Origin of the sequence: Paenibacillus sp. FSL H8-0259, assembly GCF_037963255.1 — a bacterium.
Lineage (GTDB): Bacteria > Bacillota > Bacilli > Paenibacillales > Paenibacillaceae > Paenibacillus_AQ > Paenibacillus_AQ phytohabitans.
This window is the reverse complement of record NZ_CP150147.1, coordinates 3,125,209-3,142,567: the sequence shown is the minus strand read 5'-3', so window position 1 is coordinate 3,142,567 and position 17,359 is coordinate 3,125,209. Positions and strand designations below refer to the sequence as shown.

Here is a 17,359-nt window from a genome sequence, read left to right as displayed (position 1 = left end):
CGTTTGCTTTCTATTTTTGGCATTGTTCTGTCCACGGGAGGATTTTGTGTATTTTTTTATTTAAAAGGTGTGAATTTTGATTGCGCTTTCTTTTCGGGTATCGGCATCCCAGAATTTGTTATAAACTATATATTGAAGCCAAATCTACTCTACTTGCGAAAGGGAACTTCCGATGATGCGGATCACACACTGGATCTCCTCCAGTCTGAGGGCCAAACTGCTGGCTTTGTTTATTGTGCTGTCCACGATACCGCTGATCGCTGTCGGCCTCATTTCTTACCAGAAATCCTATACTTCCATTTCCAGTCACAGCAAGGCTTCAAGTATGCTTCAGGCTGACATGCTGGGAACGAATATCGATAATCTGTTCAAAGATACCGAGCGGCTGCTGGAGCTCAGCAATAACCCCCAGGTCATCCATTTTCTTTTCTCACAATCTGAAACCTATCAAGAGGCCAAGGCAATTCTGCAGACCTTCACACTCTACCGGGACACCTACAAATATGAGGATGTACTCAATATCAGCCTGATTAATCTGTACGGCAAGGGGATCAGCGAGCGGAGGGGCATTTTTCAATCCAATATTAATCCGCTGCGCAATCCGCATTTCCAGACACTGTCCCAGAACCCTGAGCTCATTCTCCGGATTCCTCCGCCCCTGATTTCCGGTTATGACCGGGTTGATGGCTTCACCTATAGGGATCAGGGCGTCATATCGATCATGACAGCCGTCAAGCAGCGGATCACGCATGAGGTGATCGGATTCATCATTGTGGATCTGAACGATTCCTTCATCAAGGAATTCTGCGACAAGATGACGATTGGTACAACAGGGTTCTTCTACCTGCTCGATCAGCAGAACAACCCCATCTATGTGCCGCCTGTTCAAGAAGCGGCTGTGGCCCTGGTTCAAGAAACGGGATTACCTGCCGGGCAACTAAGCGGGAGCGGGAGCTTTGTGCTTCAGACCGCCGGCCCGCCCTGGTTCATTGTCCATACCTCCTCCCTATCGACGGGCTGGAAGATTATCGGCATGGCCCCGCTGCAGGAGATCGTTGCCGAAGCCAACCGGATCAGGCAGCTGATTATAGTCAGCGTAGGCTTAAGCATCATTTTCGCGATAACGCTTAATTATTTGCTTACGCGGCGGCTGACCAGGCCCATCCAGCTGCTGCAGCACAAGATGCGCCTGACGGCAAGCGGCTACCTGGAAGCCAAGGTCAAACCGGACGGCAATGATGAAATTGCCGATCTGGGACAAAGCTTCAACATTATGGTCGAGCAGATCAAAGCGCTGCTGGAGCAGAGCATCCGCAAGCAGCAGCAGCTGCAAAAGGCGGAGCTGCGGACGCTGCAGGCGCAGATCAATCCACATTTTTTATACAATACACTGGATTCCATTGTATGGATGGCTGAAGCGGGGAATAACGATGGGGTCATCCGGATCGTGAAAGCGCTATCCGGGTTCTTCCGGCTTAGCCTGAATAAAGGGCGCGACTGGGTACTGATCCGCTCTGAGCTCGCCCATGCCCAAAGCTACCTGATTATCCAGCAGATGCGTTACCGTGACATTCTGGAGTTCAAGATTGAAGTTGCGGAGGAGCTGCAGGGATATCCGATTCTGAATATGACGCTGCAGCCATTGATAGAGAATGCCCTCTATCACGGAATCAAAAATAAAAGAGGCAAAGGGCTGATCAGCATTATTGGACACACAGACGCGAACTCCATCATGCTCACCGTAGCCGACAACGGAATTGGCATTCCCGGAGAACGGCTGACGCTGCTCAGAGAATATATAGAGCATCCCCTTCAATCGGAGGATACGGATACCGCTCAGAACGGATTCGGTCTGCAGAATGTACATCAGCGGCTGCAGCTGTATTTCGGAGACGAGTATGGAATCCGCTTGGACAGTTCAGAAGGTTATGGCACACAAATTACCGTTCGCATACCCAAGAACAGGGGGACCCGAAGATGAAAAAGGTTATGCTGGTGGATGATGAGATCCTGATCCGTGAAAGTATACGGGAATCCGTAGATTGGGAGAAAGAAGGCTTTATCTTTTGCGGTGACGCCCCCGACGGTGAGCTTGCACTTCCGGTCATCGAAGAACAGCTCCCCGACATTCTCATTACCGACATCAAAATGCCTTTTATGAACGGGCTGGAGCTGAGCTCTGTCGTCCGGCAAAAGTTCCCAAAGATCAAAATCATAATTCTAAGCGGTCATGATGACTTCCAATACGCCAGGGCGGCGCTACGGCTTGGGGTTGAGGATTATTGTCTGAAGCCGTTCAGCTCTGCGGATCTGCTGCAGCTGCTCCATAGTGTCAGCTCCAGGATTGATGAAGAATTGCGGATGAAACAAAAACAAGCCTATACCCCCGAGAATCTGTTCGCCGATCTGTGCGGAGGACTGATCAGTACCGCTGCCGCCATCGAATCGGCGGAACAGCTAGAGCTGATGATTATGGCCCCTTACTATGCAACTGCCATATTTACGTTAAATCCATTGGATAGCGATGCAGGAACGGGTTCCCCAGGTGCGCCGCAGGATGCCGAAGAGCTGCTCGCAGGCCTGCTGAAGGAGCTGGCAGAAGGCTTCATTTATAAGCGCAGCCGCACTGAAACTGTCCTGATCTATAAAGGCAGTAATCCGGCCCAGATGAGCATCGCCCTGGAAGAGATCTGCGGGATTCTGAAGCAGAAGCTGAGAGCGGCTTGCGGCCTGGAGCTATCCGTCAGTCTGGGTGATGTCCGGGAACGGCTGCAGGGCATTCATCTCTCCTATCTGGAGGCCGAGGATGACCGGATGTTCAAGAAGATGTCCAGACTGAATTCAGCAGCGTTGCTTGATGCATATTTCGATCCATCCGCCAGCGGTATCCTGCTCGACCGGAACCGGCTGATCCAGTTTCTGAAGCTGGGTGACCACAAACAGGTTCCCGCATTTCTGCTGGAGCTCTCTGCGGAGCTCCAGCAGATGAATTGGCAATCCGTGTACGCCTATTACCTGATGAACGACATCACCCTGGAGCTGGTGCAGACGGCTAAGAAATGTTTTCGCGCGGCCCCAAATCCTGAGGAGCTCATTAAGGAATTCCAGACACAGCTGAAGCATATTTCCAATACAGATGAAGGTCTGCATTATTTGAACCGGCTATTGGAGCGGCTATGGGAATGGAGATCCGAGGGGGCAGATAAATATCGTGAGCTGATTGACAAAGTTAAGCATTATATCCGTGAGCATTATGACAAAGAACAGCTCTCCCTTAACGACATCTCCAGTCAGGTCAGGGTCAGTCCCAGCCATCTGAGCAAAACCTTCAGCCAGGCGACCGGACAGACGATCACTGAATTCCTGACGGCCACACGCATGGATAAAGCCAAAGAGCTGCTGAAGTCAACGGGACATAAAACGTTTGAGATTGCGTTTAGTGTAGGCTACAACGATCAGCATTACTTCTCCAATCTGTTCAAGAAAGTAACGGGGATGACGCCTATGGAATATCGCAAGCACGGAAATTCCGGGGACCAGCTTCAGCCCAGCCGTAAAGGAGCGGGGAATTAGTGACTTCTTCCAGAATGCGGATCCGGAATGTCTTTATCCTGCTGCTGGCAGCAGGCTTCATCCTTGGCGGCTGCTCCCGTTCCTCCGGAGCCACTAATATTCCTTCGGAGGAAGCCCTGGACTCTTCATCAAGTCGGAGCGGGGAGCCGCCGCTGACTTTCGGTATTATCTATCCCATGGTGAACGCCACCTATGAAATGATAACAGAGAAAGCAGAAGCTGTGGCAAAAAAGCATAATGTAGAGCTGCTGGTTCAAGCGCCTGACGAAGCCAATCTGGAGCAGCAGATCCGGATTATGGAGACGATGATCAAGCGGGGTGTAGACGGAATCGCCATTGCCCCGGCGGATTCCCTGGCGCTTACCAGCGTTATTAACAAAGCGGTATCCCGGGGGATTCCCGTGGTTTGTTTTGAGTCGGATTCGTCTGCCAGCAGCAGAGAAGCCTTCATCGGGGCTGATAATAGAGCAACCGGCGCTACTATTGGACAGACTGTGGAACGCCTGCTTGGCGGAAAAGGGATGATTCTGGTCGAGTCTGGAATGTCCCGCATGCGGGGCACTCAAGAACGGCTGCGCGGATTGCAGGATTATTTGGCGGAGCATACCGAGATAGATGTACTGGAAATCCGTCATAATGACGGCAGTGAGGACAACGCAGCGTTGCAGCTGGAGCAAATGATCTCGGCCCATCCCCATTTCAGCGCTCTGGTCAGTCTGGATTTCGTGTCCAGCTCAAGCTCTGTCCTGGTCTGGAAAGCCAAAGGCCTGACGCGCTATAATATCGCTCTGGGCCTCACGCCTTCGTTGAAGCAGGCGATGGACAACGGGCAGATTACGCGGGTGATCTCACAGAATGAGCAGAATTGGGGAGAGGATATTATCAACACTCTGCTGCTAAGGGCCAAAGGCATAGCTGTAGCCAAATGGATCAATACGGAAATTACAATCATTGGTGAACAGCCTTAGCCCTCCAAAAAGCGGAGGGCCCGGGGTTCCATATTGACACTGCATCACCCTACTGGGCAGATACATTGATACTGTCTACATTCGGTCCTTCCGTACCGGTAGTCACCACTTTTACCGTATTGGTCCCGGCATTCATGGCTGCCTGAACCGTCTTCTCTGCCCAGGTTGACCAGCTCCCCGTTGCTGCAAAGGCGGTATTGCTGATGACCTTGGTGCCATTCACATATACATCCAGATTTCTTGTACCTGACTCCAGCGCATAGCGGAATTTCACATTCTTGGTCCCTGCAACCGCACAGTACACGCTGTTCCATTGAATTGCGGCATCGGTTGCGGCATTAAAATTGACGTAGCCGCTGCCGGTGTAGCCTGCATTGATCGTTTCTGCTGCAGCAGCCGTCAATGCTGTGTCTGTCTCGGCCTCATAGGTGGTGCCCGTTCCGGTGCCACTTCCGCTGCCAAGTGCAGCTACAAAGGTTGTCACACTTTGGGCTGGAAGCTGGGCCGTGAAGGAACCGTTCGACACATTAATGGATGTCCCGGCGGCTACCTTACGGCCGGCATCTGTGATCCAGGCGGATACGCTCGCTGCCGTGCCATTCTGCAGGACAAAGCTCTGGCTTGCAGCCGAAGTGCCTTTGTTAATGGCCACAATGACCACCTTGTTATCCCCTTTGTAGGCCGAGGTGTAGATGTTTGTATTGGGATTTTTGGTGGCGTCTACCCTTACATATCCGGGCCGGATGAATTTGGAGAATTGTGCCATGCTGTCTCCGCGCTTGCTGATCGTGCCATCCTCATTCATCGGACCGTATTGACGGCGGATGTACCACCACACATAGGCCTGGAAATCCGCCTCTGTCATCGCGTTGTGCATATGATAGGCTACTTCCAGTGCTTCCGGCCAAAGATTGGCCGAGTTATTATTGCTGTTGGGGTAGTAGACTTCTGTCATCCACAGCTCTTTCCCTGTCCCCTTCTGTTTGAAAAGAGGATAAGCAAAGTTGTTAAACGAAGTTCCATACGTATGCGCGCCTAGAATATCCATATTGGCAAGCGCCTGTGAATCATTAAGAATAGGGTCGGACATATTCTTCAGGTAAGAGAATGACTCAGGAGCTATAACCCTGCAGTTGATAGATCCGGCATTATTTTTCATGAAAGTAAGCATTTCTGCGGGAGTCCACCAGGTCCAGGTATGGGCATAATCCGGTTCATTCTGAACCGAAATCGCATACAGCTCCACTCCGTTATTCTTCATGTACGTAACGAAATCGTTCAGATGCTGGGCATAGGCTGCGTACTTGTCGTATCTGAGGCGTTTGGCCGATGTATCGCCATCGTGGTTGAAGGTCTCTGTCATATCGCTTGGGGGATTCCAGGGTGAAGCAAAAACAAGGGCTCCCTTAGCAATAGCTGCCTTCGCCGTATCTAATTCCTTGTACCAGTTATTCTTATTGTCATCCACATAGATTCTCAGAATAGAGAATCCCAGCTGGTTCGCACCATTGCCGAAGGCCGTTTCTCTTTGCGCTGCGGTCAGATCGCCTATCCAGGCAGGGAGGTTGATGCCTCCGAAGCCGCGGATCACCTGTTTCTCGGCTGACAAATTCACGTTCACATCGCTTGCTGCTGAAGCCTTGGGAGGTGCGGGTACCATCATAACAGACAGCACAGTTACACAGGCCAATAAGGTGCACAGTGATTTTTTTACCCTTGAAATCATTAATTCCATCTCCTCTTCGTGTAATCTCGGCCAAACCTTGTTCTTATCACCTCCAGTCCGGTCGAAGCGCAGCTGTACCACTCGTATGCTTGTCCAATTTTCTCACAATACTTGCAAACGCTTCCTTTAACTGTATTATATAAATTATTCGCTGTATAATCCTTGCATATTAACGATAATATATTGCGCGAATGCCTATTATTACATTAAATTACATTAAAGGGAATGTTAGCTATGGATCGGGACATACACTATATTTTCACCCCTATTCAGGAAGAATTGCTGTGCTTTCATAAAACAACAGATACCGAGCTCATTAACCCGGCCTTGCCTTATCACCGCCATGATGCTTACGAAATCTATTTATTTCTGAGAGGCAATGCTTATATGTATCTGGAGCAGTCCTGCTACAAACTGGTCCCCGGCGATTTAATCATTATCAGCCCCGGCGAAATGCACCGTTGTATCTGTATTGACAATCAAATGTATGAACGGATAGGGCTGAATATCAAGAAGTCAGCTTTGGAGAGACTTTCAAGCGGCCGCTCTAATCTGTTAGCCTGCTTTGAATCCCATCCCTTGGGACAGAACAATCTTACCCGGCTCTCGCGGGAGCAGACGGTGTTGTACTGCCGCCTTGCAGACCAATTGATTACTTGCCTGGGCTCGGAGGCATACGGACAGGATCTGCTGGCAGAGTCCTATGCAACCCGCCTGCTTGTGTTCATCAACACCTTGTATCAGTCATCTACCTGCTCATCGAACAATCTTATGCCGGCGCTGGTTAGCCATACGATGACCTACATCAAGGAGCATCTGGCCGAAGCTATCTCCTCTGAGCAGCTGGAGCAGGAGTTTCATTACAGCAGCAAATATATAAGCCGGCTGTTCAGGGAGCATACCGGACTTACGGTACGCTCTTACATTATCGATCAGCGCATATCACTTGCCAAAAGCCACCTGTCTGCCGGCAACTCAGTCGCCGAAGCTTGTGAGCTTTCGGGCTTCAGCGATTATGCCAACTTCATCCGCAGTTTCACCAAGATTACCGGAATCTCGCCTGGAAGATACGCCAAAAAAAACGCAAGCCTCCAGGAGTAGAAGGCTTGCGTTGCTCTATTATAAGACATGGAATTATTCAGAATTTATCAATCTTGTACCAGAACAGCGGCAGCGGGAACCAGCCTGTAGGCGCATCCACTTCCATGCAACGGCTGTGTTGTGACAGCAGAAGCGTCTGAGCCTGCAGCCTGTCAAGGACCACAGCTCCCGGCCGGGCAGACCGCTCAACGCTCACGCCCTCTTCGTCCACCCGCGCCGTCACCGGCTGTCCGTCCATCACTGCGGAGAATTCCCCCGGGACCAGACCTGTAGTCTTGAGCTTCAGCGTCAGATAAGCCTTCAGGACATTGGCGAAATCCAGAATATGATACATATCTGAGTTCTCGGTCACAAAGTCTTCGGCAATACCGCCAAGAGCCTTATTCAGCGGAATCTCATATTCCGGCGCGTACATCGTTATTCGCCCTGCTCTGCTATAGGCCATGTATGCCTTAAGCGTCCGCAGAATGTCGTCCGCCTTCTCCAGCGCGAATTCAGCTATATCATCGCCCGCTTCGTTGACAACCAGATAGCCGATCAGCTTACCCTGATCCAGAACGCCAAGTGCCTTTTGACAGAGGGTGCTGAAAATCAGCGGCAATTGCTCTAAGTTACGTTCAACATAAGCAAGGCGCGAGATGTTCAGGTTATGCGCAAATTCTGCTCCTCCTTCAATCTCAAACAGCGGACTGAAGGATATACCGGTGTCATCCACCTCTCTTAAGCCATGGCGCACATTGGCTTCTGCCACAGTATACTTGAACTTGACACCGCCAAGCGTGAAGCCGAAATACTCATATCTCTGCCGCTGCCCATATAATACAACCATATCGCATGTACCCCGCAGCTCTTCAATCCACAGATTCATAAGCGCTTTCATATGCCCTTCACCGCGCGCACGCGGATGGACCGATACGGTCCCCAGATAGCCGGTCCGCAACGTATCCTCACCTACCCGTAGAGACTCGGGGAACACAGCCACCAGTGCGCGCAGCCTGCCCTGCTCATCCTCAGCAACCTTATGCATGGCCGAAGAATCTACACTTTTGTCATAAGCCTTGGGCATCAGGATTTCAAAATCAAAGCGGAATGCCAGGTTGGCCAAATCTATGTATTCCTCGCGCTCATGCGGAGCTGCCGTTCTGTATTTAACCATTTGCCCCATCCACCCTTTCCCTTCCACTTTACACTCTCTCGCTATATAGATAAACATAAAGCAGCGGAGGTAACGCGTTTTAACGGAACAACACACATTTCCCCGACTCCCTGAAGTATTTGATCAGCCGCTCAATCGGCTCGCGCCCGCACTTCAGCTGCTCTCCAAGACAATCGATACACAGGAAATCCTGGGCATTGCGCGTGACCAGCTTCAGGTAAATCGCCACATCATCCGTCATCAGGGGAACACCGCATTGTCTGCATGTTCTATTCATGTTCACGCCCTTCTCTTCTCTACACCAATTTAGCCCGCACAATCAGACAATCATGGGCTGCAACGACCAGAGCATATCTTTCTCTGAATACGCCAAGCTCTTTATGCTCCCAGCAGTCATACAGGGACAGCGATTTGCCGGAGGCATACGGAAGTCCGAAATCCCAGAATTGCAGCGACATCTCTCTCTGTCCATCGCTCAGGTTGAAGAAGCCGATCGCAAGGTCTCCGTCCGACAATACTTTGACCAGCATGAATACATCATCTGCATGGAACCATTGGGGTTCCGGCTTGATGCGGTAAGCCCCGCGGCTCTCCACATCCTGATTGATCGCGATCAGATCCGGGTTCAGCAGAATATTCCTGGTAGCCTCGTTAGCTTTGCGGATATCGCTGCCAATCATCAGCGGAGAACCCAGCAGGCTCCATAGTGAGAAGTGGGTCTTGTACTCCACATCCGTGCAGCCTCCGATCTGGCTGCCGATGAAGTCGCTGTTGCTGCCTCCGTACATGCCGACTACCAGCATATCCAGATCGTTATGGCAGTAGGCGCCGGTGTAGGCGGCTTTATCCAGCTGCGACAGAGCCAGGGTCTTGATGGATTCCCAGCTGTCCTGGATATCTCCGGTAGAACGGTACATATGCGCGCCGGATTCACGAATCCACTGATAGACGTTGTCCTCGCCCCAGTTGCACGCGGAGAACAGAATGTCTCTTCCGCAGTTTTTAAGCGCCAAGCTCATCCGCTTGTACAGCAGCTCTCCCGACATATGTCTGGGCTTGAAGCAATAGTCATACTTAAGAAAATCCACGCCCCATTCGGCCAGCGATTCCGCATCCTGAAATTCATGCTCGAAGCTCCCCGGATACCCGGCGCAGGTATGTGTGCCTACACAAGAGTACATGCCGAACTTCAGTCCCTTGGAATGAATATAATCTGCAAGCGCCTTCATTCCGCTCGGGAATTTAACCGGATCGGCGACCAGCTTACCATCCTTGTCCCGTTCTTTCAGGCTCCAGCAGTCGTCAATGACAATGTAATCATATCCCGCATCCTTGTAGCCGTCTGCCACCAGAGTATCGGCGGCTTCCCGGATCAGTTGCTCGTTAATATCCCAAGTGAAGGTGTTCCATGAATTCCAGCCCATCGGAGGCGTCAAGCCGAGCTGTTGTTGTTTGTCCATAATTCGTATTCATCCTTTCGCATCATTCCAAATGTAGGTTCCAGAGAAAATGCTGTATTCTTTATGTATTTAATCACACACGAACCTTGTAATCTATAGCTTGACGTTGCTTTCATATCGACGAATGTTGCTTTTATTAAACGTGGAAATCAACGGATTGCAGAACAGGCTGACATGGAACGTAAGTGGAAATTGTACAACTAATTATATGATTTAACGCTACTGTCCGGCAGCAAGTGGAAAAACAGCACTTAATTATCCTGTTTATGCCATAAACCAGGATATCGGATTTATTAGTTGTACTTTTTCAGACTGTTGAAAAAGTCTTTATTTCACACGACACCGCGTTAATTTAGTATAATATAGGTAACTTTATTGGAAAGCGCGGTGTCTTATGTTAAACGAAAAGGATCACGGAGATAGAGGGAAATATCAAATGGAGCTTGTTTGTTTAGACCAATTGGTCCCCCCCGATCACCTCCTTCGGTTGGTCGAAAAGCATGTGGATTTTTCGTTCATCACCGAAATCGTGCGCCCCTATTACAGCGAATCCCAAGGGCGACCCTCGATCCCCCCCATCCGTCTATTCAAAATGATGCTGGTTGGCTATCTCTTTAACATCGGCTCCGAACGGATTCTGGAGAAAGACATTGGTGTGAACCTGGCCTACCGCTGGTTTTTGGGCCTGGGCCTTAGCGACCCCGTTCCGGACCACTCCACGATTAGTTCGAATCGCAATCGACGATTCAAGGGAACGACCGTCTTCCAGGATATTTTCGACGAAGTAGTACGGCTTGCGATCTCTCACCACATGATTGCGGGACGGCTTCTCATCACCGATTCGACGCATATCGAGGCCAATGCCAATAACAATCGCTACACGCAGCAAATCACAAGCGGGTCGCCTCAGGCCTATCTGCAGGAGTTGGACCGGGCTGTCCAGGAAAGCCGGGAGGCTCATGGAAAAAAGCCCCTGGCTCCTCTACGTAAAAGAGCGGCAGAGGAGCAACCGAAAAAGGAAAAGGCGAGCCTAACCGATCCCGAGAGCGGCTACATGAGCCGGAAGAACAAACCGGAAGGGTTCTTTTACCTGGACCACCGGACGGTGGACCACAAATACAATATGATTACAGATGTGTATGTGACGCCAGGCAATGTCAATGATTCCACGGTGTATATGGAACGTTTAAAACGGCAACTGGAGACCTTTGGTTTTGGCGACACGCTTGAGGCAATCGCCTTGGATTCAGGCTACATGGTCCCCCACATTTGCAAGCAAACGATCTCCTGGATGACGGTCATTGCCGAGCGTAAACCACCTAGCAAACCTGGCTTTTATACGAAAGAAGACTTCACGTATGATGCGCAAAAAGATGTATATGTCTGTCCCTTAGGACAAGAACTCACGTACCGAACGACAAACCGCTATGGTTATGATGAGTATGTCTCGGCCAAAGGGCACTGCGCGACCTGCCCGAAATTGACGCAATGTACCGAAAACCAGAAGCACCAGCGTTTGATTCAGCGGCATGTATGGGAGGACTTTAAAGAAAGAGTGCAGCAAAACAAGAAAAGCCCGGAAGGCGAAAAGATCTACAAGTACCGCGCTCAAACCATTGAGCGTAGCTTTGCTGATGCCAAAAACCTCCATGGGTACCGTCGATGCCGGATGCGAGGCAAAGCCAAGGCACAGGAGCAGGCGTTGATGACAGCCATTACGCAGAACCTGAAGAAAATAGCCCGGCATTTAGCTAAAAAGGAGGCCTGCGTTTTTCATTTGGGTATGAAAAACGATAGATCTTCTGATTTTAACCACTATTTAGGAATTCCCGGGAATGTAGCAGCTTGAAAATCGACTTTTTCAACAGTCTGCCTTTTTCCACTTCTTTTGCGGAGAGGACATGCTCATGATCCCATCCGGATTTCACCTCATAATAGATCAATAAGTGGTGAGGATCGGTCATTGTTAGTAGGTAGATGATAATTTATTATAGATTTCATATATGAAAGCGTTATCAATATAGAAGGGTTAGGGGAAACAATAGGGGAAACAACGAACAGCGCACTCCTCGGGGCCGTTGAAATTGCTTTTGAAAAAGGGGGATGACAGGCAGACTTAGACTTCCAGGAATAGCAGTCCTGGAAAGCTTCAACGAGGCAATTATACAAAGAGAATACGAAGAGGAGTGAAACGATGCGCAGCCAGAGCATTAGAAGCAATTCTTTCCGGAAATTCCTTTACATTTCGCCCTTTATGGTTTTACTTGCTGTCTTTGCGTATTACCCGCTCTACGGATGGGTATATGCCTTCTTTGACTATACCCCGCCCATTCCGTTGTCCCAATCGCCGTTTGTCGGCTTGAAGTGGTTCCACTCTCTGGTTGAGAATCAGGTGAAGGTCGACCAGTTGCTCCAGGTCATCAAGAACACCTTCGGCATTAGCGGTCTGGGCATTCTCTTCTCCTGGCTCCCGATGATCTTCGCCATCTTCCTGACCGAGATCAAGGCTGTGCGTTTCCGCAAATTCATTCAGACCGTAACCACGCTGCCGAACTTTATCAGCTGGGTCCTCGTCTACTCCCTGGCCTTCTCCATGTTCTCCAGTGAAGGTATGGTCAACGGCTTCCTCCACATGACGGGGCTGTCCGATTCTCCGGTCCTTTTCCTTCAGAGCTCGGATCATGTCTGGCTTACCATGTGGTTCTGGGCTACCTGGAAGACACTCGGCTGGTCAGCGATCCTGTATATCGCCGCCATCATGGGTATTGACGAGTCGCTGTATGAAGCGGCTTATGTGGATGGTGCAACCCGGATGCAGGTGATCCGGCATGTCGTATTGCCAAGCATGATGCCGACCTACTTCGTGCTGCTGATGCTCCAGATTGCAAGCTTCCTGAACAATGGACTGGAGCAATATTTTGTCTTCCAAAATGCGTTTAACAAGGACACTATACAGGTTCTCGATTTATATGTGTATAACCTCGCCATGGGCGGCGGCAGTTATTCCGTCTCCGTTGCCATCAGTATGCTGAAGAGCCTGATTAGTGTGGTGCTTCTCTTTTCGGTAAACGGACTGTCCAAATTGTTGAGAGGAGAGGGCATCGTATGAGTGACAGCCAGACGGGTCTTACGCCAAACAGCCGGGATATAGACATCTCCAAAACGGTCAAAATGCAGGTCAGCGCCACCGACAAAATCATTTCCACCGTCATCTATATCCTGTTCTCCCTCTTCGCCTTCATCTGTGTCTATCCGTTCTATTCGATCATTATCAATACCATCAGCGCGAACGATCTCAGTGCCAAGGGTGAGATTATCTTCTGGCCTAAGGGGATTCATTTCCAGAACTATGTCGATGTATTCAAAATACCGGGCCTCGGCAATGCCTTTGTCATTTCGCTGGCCAGAACGGTAATAGGTACCCTTCTCACTGTCGGCGCTTCTGCCTTCCTGGGATTCATGTTCGCGCAGGAGGATATGTGGGGCAAGAAATTCTGGTACCGCTTCACCATCATTACGATGTTCTTCAATGCCGGGATCATCCCGTGGTATCTGACCATGAGAACCCTGCATCTGACCGACAATTTCCTGGCGTATATTCTTCCGTCCGTGGTAGCTCCATTCTTCATCATCCTGGTCAAAACCTTCGTGGAAGCTACGCCCAAAGAGCTGCAGCAGGCGGCCAGCATTGACGGTGCCGGGATCTTCACGATTTTCTACAAAATCATTCTGCCGATCAGCAAGCCGATCCTTGCAACCGTTGCCATCTTCTCGGCAGTCAACCAATGGAACTCCTTCCAGGACACGCTGCTGCTGGTGACGGACAGCAAATTGTACAGCTTGCAGTTCATTCTGTATAACTACATCAATCAGGCAAGCTCCTTGTCCACTATGGTCAATCTGCAGAATGCCGGATCAACGGCGATGGCAACGCTGGCGACCAAGCAGACCTCTACCTCCATCCGCATGACGGTTACCATTATCGTAGTCGCACCTATTCTGCTGGTCTATCCGATCTTCCAGAGATTTTTTGTCAAAGGAATTATAATTGGTGCAGTCAAAGGTTAGTGCGCCTGCGCCATTATGATACATTAATCATTCGGGGGGCTACACATGAGAACACACATTAAGCTGGGAAGAAAGTCCGCGCTGTTACTCGGGTCGACCATTCTTCTGGTAACAACGGTACTAAGCGGTTGCAGTGGAAATTCCAACAATGCAGGACCTGCTGCCGGGACGGCCGAACCAGGGACACCTGCCCAGTCATCCGATTCGGGTACAGGCATTGATCACAGCAAACCTTTGACCCTTACGGTATTTAACAACGCAGCTAACTACCAGGGCGAGCAGACCGGGTGGTACGGTAAACTGCTGAAAGACAAGTTCAATATCACGCTGAACATTCTGGCTCCGCAGGTGGCCGGCGATCAGCTGTACAAGACCCGATCGGCATCCGGAGACCTCGGGGACCTTCTGATTATTGAGAACAGCCAGCTCGAGGAATTGATTCCGGCGGGGATGATTATGGATCTTACGGACTTGATCAAGAATACAGAGCATCTGTCCAAATATGTAGACAATCACTTCAAGCCGTTCAATGTTGCCTTCGAGAAGCAGAATCCGGACGGTAAAATCTATGCCCTGCCGGCCTTCACCGCCGATACTTCGCCAACCACCTTCTCGGAAGAGCTGCCATACTCCAGCCCGATTCTGCCTTGGGACTATTACAAGGGAATCGGCGCGCCGAAGCTGAATAATCTGAACGATCTGATGACCGCCCTGAAGGACATGCAGGCCAAATATCCGAAGACTCCGGATGGCAAGCCTATTGTTCCGATCACGCTGTGGAAGGACTGGGACGGCGGAAGCATGGAGAATGTCCGCTGGCTCAGCAACTGGTATGGCTACGAGCAGCCGAACGGGACTACAACCATTCAACTGAATGCCAAAGGCGATATCGTTCCGATCGTAGACGACAACAGTATGTACAAGAAGATTCTGCAATTCTACTATGACGCTAACAAGATGGGCCTTGTCGACCCGGACTCTCCTTCCCAGGACTGGAACAAGGTGTCCGAAAAGCTGACCAACAAACAGGTTCTTCTCCTGTGGTACTCCTGGCAGAGAGGCTTCTACAACACGATTGAAAGAGGCAATCAGGGCGACGGCAACGTTGCGGTTCCGATTGCGGACACCCACTTGATCCAGAACAGTGATGCTTACTTCGGGAACGGAAGAGTCTTTGCCATCGGCTCCAAAGCGAAAGAACCGGAACGAATCATGGAACTGATGGACTGGATGTCTTCCCCTGAAGGTCTGCGCTATTACACCAACGGCTTCGAAGGCTTCAACTATGAAAAGACGCCTGACGGCAAATTCAAGCTGACCGAGGTAGGCCAAACGGCATTTCAGGAGAATACCCCTGTACCTGATGAGTACGGCGGCGGCGGTTATCAGGATGGCCAGAGTAAGGTAAACTCGATGATTATGAGTGATTTCGTAGTCGACCCGGAAACCAAGGAGTTCTACAACAGCACCTATTGGGCTTCCACCATTGAAGCCAACAAAACAGCGCTGACTACAGACTGGCAGAAAACCTATGACGCGATCACTCCGACCGAATACTATCAGAAGAACAATATGATCGATATTGTACCTAACATCAATACAAGTCTCGGCTCCGATTCTTCAGACGTCAAGAACAAACGCAGCCAGATTTCGGATTATGTGAAGAACACCTCCTGGAAAATGATCTTTGCCAAGGATCAGGGCGAATTCGATCAGCTCTGGACGAAGCTCAAGGGCGATGTCGAAGGTCTCGGCTGGAATGATGTCTTTGCTGTCGACAAAGAAAGAGCAGACAAAATTGTTAAAATGCGTGCCGATGCGATTGCGAATAAATAAGCGTTGACCGGCAAGGCCAGGTATAAAAGAAAAGGCAGCCCCGGAGCCATGTACATGGCTTGGGGCTTCCTTTTTCGCGCTTAAGTGAGTATATATAAGCTAACTTCTCCAGCCTACTGCCGCCCAATTCCGGCCAATTGAGCCCCTCGTCGGCCAACCCGCCTGCTCCTATCCAACCAATCGCCCTCGTCAGGAAACAAGTGGAAAAACGTATCTTAATTAAGCGGATTCCGGCGTTTGCAGGCAAGCAAGTGGAAAAAGAGCATCTAATTTTGCTGTATTCTCCATTTAAGGTGAATTGCAATGAATTAAGTGCAGTGCAGTCTTGTGCGATCGGTGGACGAAAGGTGAGTGATTAGAGGCTGATTAGTTGGCGTTCGTCGGACGTTGGGTGTTTTTTTAGTGGGCGATTGATGGGCAAACGGCGGATAATCAATACTCAATCAGCACTTAATCAATGCCCGATCAGTACTCAATCAGTACTCAATCAGTACACGGTCAGCGCTTGGATCAACGCTTGCTCAACGGACAATCAGTGTACGTCCGGCAGGACGTTTCGCCGCTACAATAGCAGCACTTCCAGCGGCATACGAGGTGCCCATTCCGAACGCCCCTAACCATTTAAAAAATAAGCTGCGAGAACTGATACAAGCCGTTCTTCCAGACCGGCCAATCATGATCACCCTGTTCTTCAACCCAGATATGCGGCACCGCATGCTCCGCGAAATAGGCATGCGTCCGGTCGCTGACATACTTGAGGCTGTCCCGATCGCCGCAGGATAACCAGAGCAGGCTAAGCGCTGCGGACGTCTGCTGCGGGTCCGGTACCAGCAGCTCAGGCTCCTTCGTATTGGGAGCCGGGGAGAACGCCCCGATCCAGGCGAACCGGTCCAGTTGGCTCAGACCCATGTTGAGCGATTGCCCACCGCCCATGGATAACCCGGCCAGGGCACGGTGCATCCGGTCCGTCAGGACTGAATAATTCGCTTCTATATAAGGAATGAGATCGTTCAGCAAATCCGATTCAAATGTCGCAAAGGCCTGCACCTTGTCGGGGGCGAAAATATCGCCTTCCGCCCGGTCATTCAGCATCGCCCGGCCGTTAGGCAGCACAACGATCATGGGCTTCAGCAGCTGATCGGCATACAGATTGTCCAGGATGATCTGCGGTTTGCCGTGGGTATACCATTCGTCCTCATCTCCGCCAATGCCGTGGAGCAGATACAAGACGCTGTATTTCTCTGCACTGGAATATCCGGGCGGTGTATACACCCGGGCCTTCCGCGTGTTGCCTACTGTCGCAGAGGGGTATTCTATCATCGTGATCTCGCCACGCTTGATCCCTTCCCGCTCCTGATCATACCCTGGCTTTTGTGTTAAATACTTCGGATTATTCCCGTTCAATGTACCTCATCCCTCTCCTTGAATTTATGTATATCCCATACTTAGTTTATTTAATAAACCAAGTGTG

At 50.4% G+C, this 17,359-nt stretch carries 13 protein-coding genes; 8 read left to right on the top strand and 5 right to left on the bottom strand.

The annotated features are described in order from the left end of the window. Nucleotides 1-172 precede the first annotated feature (172 nt). Genes NSU01_RS12965 through NSU01_RS12955 form a run of 3 tightly spaced genes read left to right on the top strand, consistent with a single transcriptional unit; the run spans nucleotide 173 to nucleotide 4,541 of the window. Nucleotides 173-1,981, top strand: a complete 1,809-nt coding sequence (locus tag NSU01_RS12965; protein WP_256703981.1) for a sensor histidine kinase — start codon at nucleotides 173-175, stop codon at nucleotides 1,979-1,981. Continuing rightward, nucleotides 1,978-3,573, top strand: coding sequence for a response regulator (locus tag NSU01_RS12960; protein ID WP_076246802.1), 1,596 nt, complete (start codon nucleotides 1,978-1,980; stop codon nucleotides 3,571-3,573). Before NSU01_RS12965 ends, NSU01_RS12960 begins: the two co-directional genes overlap by 4 nt. Then, entirely contained in the window at nucleotides 3,573-4,541 is a 969-nt protein-coding gene (locus NSU01_RS12955) for a substrate-binding domain-containing protein (protein ID WP_231575343.1), read from the top strand. Before NSU01_RS12960 ends, NSU01_RS12955 begins: the two co-directional genes overlap by 1 nt. A gap of 49 nt (nucleotides 4,542-4,590) precedes the next feature. Here the strand turns inward: NSU01_RS12955 and NSU01_RS12950 are convergent, their stop codons facing one another. Then, the gene (locus NSU01_RS12950) at nucleotides 4,591-6,267 is read right to left on the bottom strand and encodes a carbohydrate-binding protein (RefSeq protein WP_076246804.1); all 1,677 of its coding nucleotides are present in this window, start codon (nucleotides 6,265-6,267) and stop codon (nucleotides 4,591-4,593) included. A 234-nt stretch (nucleotides 6,268-6,501) separates the two neighbouring features. On the opposite strand from NSU01_RS12950, the gene NSU01_RS12945 reads away from it, so the two are divergent. Beyond that, complete coding sequence (locus NSU01_RS12945; RefSeq protein ID WP_076246807.1) at nucleotides 6,502-7,368, top strand: AraC family transcriptional regulator; 867 nt, start codon at nucleotides 6,502-6,504, stop codon at nucleotides 7,366-7,368. A 37-nt stretch (nucleotides 7,369-7,405) separates the two neighbouring features. Here NSU01_RS12945 and NSU01_RS12940 read toward each other — a convergent pair whose 3' ends face one another. From NSU01_RS12940 to NSU01_RS12930, 3 genes are all read right to left on the bottom strand, one after another. Continuing rightward, entirely contained in the window at nucleotides 7,406-8,524 is a 1,119-nt protein-coding gene (locus NSU01_RS12940; protein ID WP_076246837.1) for a GNAT family N-acetyltransferase, read from the bottom strand. A gap of 79 nt (nucleotides 8,525-8,603) precedes the next feature. Beyond that, a complete protein-coding gene (locus NSU01_RS12935) occupies nucleotides 8,604-8,801 on the bottom strand; it encodes a hypothetical protein (protein ID WP_042135931.1) in 198 nt (65 codons plus the stop codon). 19 nt (nucleotides 8,802-8,820) lie between these two features. Further along, nucleotides 8,821-9,984: a glycoside hydrolase family 27 protein gene (locus tag NSU01_RS12930; protein ID WP_076246810.1), complete on the bottom strand. Its 1,164-nt coding sequence runs from the start codon at nucleotides 9,982-9,984 to the stop codon at nucleotides 8,821-8,823. 394 nt (nucleotides 9,985-10,378) lie between these two features. Here NSU01_RS12930 and NSU01_RS12925 point away from each other — a divergent pair, with 394 nt between their 5' ends. From NSU01_RS12925 to NSU01_RS12910, 4 genes are all read left to right on the top strand, one after another. Next, nucleotides 10,379-11,833: an IS1182 family transposase gene (locus NSU01_RS12925; protein WP_076248992.1), complete on the top strand. Its 1,455-nt coding sequence runs from the start codon at nucleotides 10,379-10,381 to the stop codon at nucleotides 11,831-11,833. A gap of 345 nt (nucleotides 11,834-12,178) precedes the next feature. Then, complete coding sequence (locus tag NSU01_RS12920) at nucleotides 12,179-13,093, top strand: ABC transporter permease subunit (RefSeq protein ID WP_076244398.1); 915 nt, start codon at nucleotides 12,179-12,181, stop codon at nucleotides 13,091-13,093. Beyond that, entirely contained in the window at nucleotides 13,090-14,052 is a 963-nt protein-coding gene (locus tag NSU01_RS12915) for a carbohydrate ABC transporter permease (RefSeq protein ID WP_144026091.1), read from the top strand. The genes NSU01_RS12920 and NSU01_RS12915 overlap by 4 nt, the downstream gene beginning before the upstream one ends. A 45-nt stretch (nucleotides 14,053-14,097) precedes the next feature. Then, nucleotides 14,098-15,888 (top strand): hypothetical protein, encoded by a 1,791-nt coding sequence (locus NSU01_RS12910; protein ID WP_083705534.1) that lies wholly within the window; start codon nucleotides 14,098-14,100, stop codon nucleotides 15,886-15,888. 621 nt (nucleotides 15,889-16,509) lie between these two features. Here NSU01_RS12910 and NSU01_RS12905 read toward each other — a convergent pair. Beyond that, nucleotides 16,510-17,292: an alpha/beta hydrolase-fold protein gene (locus tag NSU01_RS12905; RefSeq protein ID WP_076244396.1), complete on the bottom strand. Its 783-nt coding sequence runs from the start codon at nucleotides 17,290-17,292 to the stop codon at nucleotides 16,510-16,512. Nucleotides 17,293-17,359: the final 67 nt, after the last annotated feature.

What these genes read in the sequence shown, in the direction of transcription:
- NSU01_RS12910 (WP_083705534.1), top strand. Translation starts at nt 14,098, where the DNA reads ATGAGAACACACATTAAGCTGGGAAGAAAGTCCGCGCTGTTACTCGGG.
- NSU01_RS12930 (WP_076246810.1), bottom strand. Translation starts at nt 9,984, where the DNA reads ATGGACAAACAACAACAGCTCGGCTTGACGCCTCCGATGGGCTGGAAT.
- NSU01_RS12915 (WP_144026091.1), top strand. Translation starts at nt 13,090, where the DNA reads ATGAGTGACAGCCAGACGGGTCTTACGCCAAACAGCCGGGATATAGAC.
- NSU01_RS12960 (WP_076246802.1), top strand. Translation starts at nt 1,978, where the DNA reads ATGAAAAAGGTTATGCTGGTGGATGATGAGATCCTGATCCGTGAAAGT.
- NSU01_RS12935 (WP_042135931.1), bottom strand. Translation starts at nt 8,801, where the DNA reads ATGAATAGAACATGCAGACAATGCGGTGTTCCCCTGATGACGGATGAT.
- NSU01_RS12920 (WP_076244398.1), top strand. Translation starts at nt 12,179, where the DNA reads ATGCGCAGCCAGAGCATTAGAAGCAATTCTTTCCGGAAATTCCTTTAC.
- NSU01_RS12940 (WP_076246837.1), bottom strand. Translation starts at nt 8,524, where the DNA reads ATGGTTAAATACAGAACGGCAGCTCCGCATGAGCGCGAGGAATACATA.
- NSU01_RS12925 (WP_076248992.1), top strand. Translation starts at nt 10,379, where the DNA reads ATGTTAAACGAAAAGGATCACGGAGATAGAGGGAAATATCAAATGGAG.
- NSU01_RS12945 (WP_076246807.1), top strand. Translation starts at nt 6,502, where the DNA reads ATGGATCGGGACATACACTATATTTTCACCCCTATTCAGGAAGAATTG.
- NSU01_RS12965 (WP_256703981.1), top strand. Translation starts at nt 173, where the DNA reads ATGATGCGGATCACACACTGGATCTCCTCCAGTCTGAGGGCCAAACTG.
- NSU01_RS12950 (WP_076246804.1), bottom strand. Translation starts at nt 6,267, where the DNA reads ATGATTTCAAGGGTAAAAAAATCACTGTGCACCTTATTGGCCTGTGTA.